The following is a 3,050-nucleotide window of genomic DNA, read 5'->3' as shown; positions in this document are numbered from 1 at the left end:
ACAGTGATCGCGCCAGAGTTGCCGAACGAGGATGGGTCTGCGGACTTCGATGCCTACGCGGATCTGGTGTGCACTGCTCTTCGAGGGTGTGACGACGGCGTCGTGGTTGTAGGTCACTCGATGGGTGGCCCGACTGCAACGTTGGTCGCGGCTCGGCACCCGGTGCGGCATTTGGTGTACCTGTGCGCTGCGGTTCCAGAGAGTGGAATCGGCCTGTTTGATCAATGGCAGGCGCAGCCTGACATGGTTACCAGGGAATTTGGTGAGGGATGGCTCAAGGGATTGAGTGAGCCCGATGAGCAATTGCGGACTGTGTGGGTCGACTTCGATTTCGTCCGGCAGGTGTTCTATGCCGACTGCGACGAAGCGACCGTGGCTGCAGCCATTGACCATCTTCGACCACAGGCGGGATACCCGTGGACGGTGCCTTGCTCCCTGACCGAACATCCCTCAGTGACGTGTACTTCCGTGGTGTGCAGTGAGGATCGGATCGTCAACCCCGATTGGTCGAGGCGCACAGCTCGCGACATCGGCGCCGATCTCGTCGAGTTTCCAGGCAGTCATTCACCGTTCTTTTCACGACCATCAGCGGTGGCTGATGTCTTGCTCCGTGTGGCCGACGGAAACTAACGGCGTTCTTCGTTTTGCAGCGCCGCCAGTGAATTCGTAAGACAGTTTGAGCGCGGACGACCGCAACGACGAGGTGCGATAACGAATCGCTTGTGGCCGAGGGTAACTCGCAGCAGTTTGCTGGTAACGGTGGGTGTTGAAGAGGTGCGAGTTACCGTCAAGCCGTCAGGGGAGCTAACTGGCGGTTAGCATCGCCCTGTGGCTGATTCTCATCCGCAGTATGGAAGCGACTGTGGGACAGGGGCAATGACGCCGCTAGGCAACGGGTCAACAAACCTTTCTCGCGTCTCAGCGACATCTGTCTAGACGACTTGCAGGTTGAGACGAGCGTTGTGGTTTCGGCGGACTGTCTCAAGGAATTTGTTGGTCGCTTCGATGGCGGCTTGTGTGCTCCAACGATCGGTCAGGTCGAATCCGTGACCCACTGCGGGGATTTCCAGGTAATGGACCGCTGAGGTGGACACCGCCTTTAGCTGGGTGACGAACTCTCGGGCCTCCTGGACCGGGATGACACGATCGGATTCACCATGAATGACCAGAAATGGCGGCGCGTCGGCATCGATGCGTGTGATGGGCGAAGCGTTTTCGAATACCTCGCGGTGGCGCTCCATGCTTTTCCGGACCACGACTCTTTCGAGAAATCCGACAAATTCGTCGCGGTCACGGGTGCTCCGGTCAGTCCAGTCGTAGCGGCCATAGAGGCTCACCACGGCATCCACCGACGGGTCGGCACCTGAGGCGAGTTCGACGTTGTAATCGGCGTCGTGGGGGGCCAGGCCCGTCAGTGCCGCCAGATGCCCACCGGCTGAGCAGCCGGCCACCGCGACGAAGGTTGGGTCGCCGCCGAATTCATCGATGTGGGCTCGCGTCCATGCCACGGCAGCGCGCACATCTCGGATATGACGTGGCCACCTGTGCTGCGGGGCAACCCGGTACTGCACCGATACGCACACCCATCCTTGTTCAGCCATGTGCGCCATCAGGCTGTAGCCCTGAAGCTGCCGCCCTCCGTGCAGCCATCCGCCGCCAGGGACAAACACCAGCACCGGTGCTGGACCGTCGAGATCGCGACGTCGCCACACATCCAGAACCTGTTGCGGCGCTTCGCCGTAGCGCACTGAACTGCGATACAGATAGCGGCTGCGCAATCCGCGGGCGCGCAGGAAGGGCGCGCGGCGAGCAGGCGCCGGCCACGACGCCACGGGTAGATCAGGTGCGCCCAAACCTGTCAGCGCGACATCGGTAAGGGCCTGCAGCTCACCGGCCTTGGGTGGGATACGCCGGCGGCCGCTGACCTGCCCAGCGGCACCGTTCAGCCAGGCTGCCGAACCGGGCGCGTTGCGCCGTAACCACGCCCCGACAGCCACGAGAGTGCCCAGTGGTTCGAGATAACGCCCGATCACCGGCGCGGAAGCCGCGACGCCGGTGCACGTCAGCGCATAATCGAGGGGCTTGAGGTGCCGGGTGGGAATCGCAGCGCCGCGAAAATAACGCGTGAGCGCCTTACTTACCGACAGGTCAGCTGTAAAGCGCCTCATTAGCAGCTCTCGCCCTCTCGAAGTGATGACCCTTGTGTGTGCGTTGGGCGCCGACCTCAGGCTGACCCGGTACCGAAGACTGCCGGTGTCTCAAAGTACCCGTGACCGCTTTCAGCCAAACCGACAAATTCTTCGTACAGGGCCGTCGTGCGGCGGCTGCCATGCGCATCCGCGCGTATGACCAAAAGTCTCGAGATGCCTTAGCCCAGTATCGGGAACCGGCGTTGACGGGCCAGCCGGCCCAGCGCAGTCTGCATGACCCCGCGCACATGCTCGTCGACCTTGCCTACGCCGGCTTCGGCACCGAACCGTGCAGCGACGTCGATGGGCTCCAACACTTCCATAATGCTTTGAGTGTGCGACAGTGACTTTCTCGTTATGCCGGGCAGGGGAGAAGCGTCACAGTGACGAAAGCGCATGTTTGCTGCGCCTTGGCCGCATTCTCGGAACGAGCATTGCCGGTGCGGCTGCCGACGACGAACGGGTCGACATTGTCGGGCTGCTTAGAGCACAGCGGGTTGACCGCCGTCGATCAACGACGGGTGCACTCCATCCGCCCGCAGCAGCGAGACATCGTCGAGTTGGAGAACCCGAGGGAATGAACCCCGGCAGATCGTCAGCCATGCGCGCGACCGACCGCTGCTTGCGTCAATGAGTCTGTGTCATAACGCAATTCGTCACAGTGACGAATCAACGGTGATCTAGGCGGAGGGTCGCAGTGGCGGTACCGGCCAGCCAGGGGGTTTACCGACACGCGGTCGCCAGCGGTCAGCGACGAGTGCACCGATACGGTCACCGTCATGGTTCACCTAACGGCCGAACACGTTGAGCAGCACAGATCGCCCAATCACCAAGTGGTGCGAGCACTTTCATTTAGTGCAA

General features: G+C 61.8%; 3 protein-coding genes and 1 pseudogene. 2 read left to right on the top strand and 2 right to left on the bottom strand.

The window, feature by feature from the left end; all coding sequences use genetic code 11:
* Positions 1–630, top strand: a 630-nt coding sequence (locus VGH54_RS26850) for an alpha/beta hydrolase (protein WP_331515171.1), incomplete at its 5' end; no start/stop codon positions are given.
* A 302-nt stretch (positions 631–932) separates the two neighbouring features.
* Here VGH54_RS26850 and VGH54_RS26845 read toward each other — a convergent pair.
* A complete protein-coding gene (locus VGH54_RS26845) occupies positions 933–2,168 on the bottom strand; it encodes an alpha/beta hydrolase (protein WP_331515170.1) in 1,236 nt (411 codons plus the stop codon).
* A 200-nt stretch (positions 2,169–2,368) separates the two neighbouring features.
* Positions 2,369–2,515: pseudogene (locus VGH54_RS26840) on the bottom strand (glycerol acyltransferase); the annotation flags it as partial.
* Between the two features lie 57 nt (positions 2,516–2,572).
* Here VGH54_RS26840 and VGH54_RS26835 point away from each other — a divergent pair.
* Positions 2,573–2,770, top strand: coding sequence for a hypothetical protein (locus VGH54_RS26835; protein ID WP_331515172.1), 198 nt, complete (start codon positions 2,573–2,575; stop codon positions 2,768–2,770).
* The last annotated feature ends 280 nt before the right edge of the window (positions 2,771–3,050 follow it).

Source organism: Mycobacterium sp., assembly GCF_036488105.1.
In the GTDB taxonomy this organism is placed as follows: Bacteria; Actinomycetota; Actinomycetes; order Mycobacteriales; family Mycobacteriaceae; genus Mycobacterium.
The sequence above is the reverse complement of the archived record's forward strand: the minus strand, read 5'-3'. Positions and strand labels throughout refer to the sequence as shown.

Bases quoted from the DNA above. Each gene is read 5' to 3' on its own strand.
- VGH54_RS26845 (WP_331515170.1), bottom strand. From the start codon at position 2,168: ATGAGGCGCTTTACAGCTGACCTGTCGGTAAGTAAGGCGCTCACGCGT.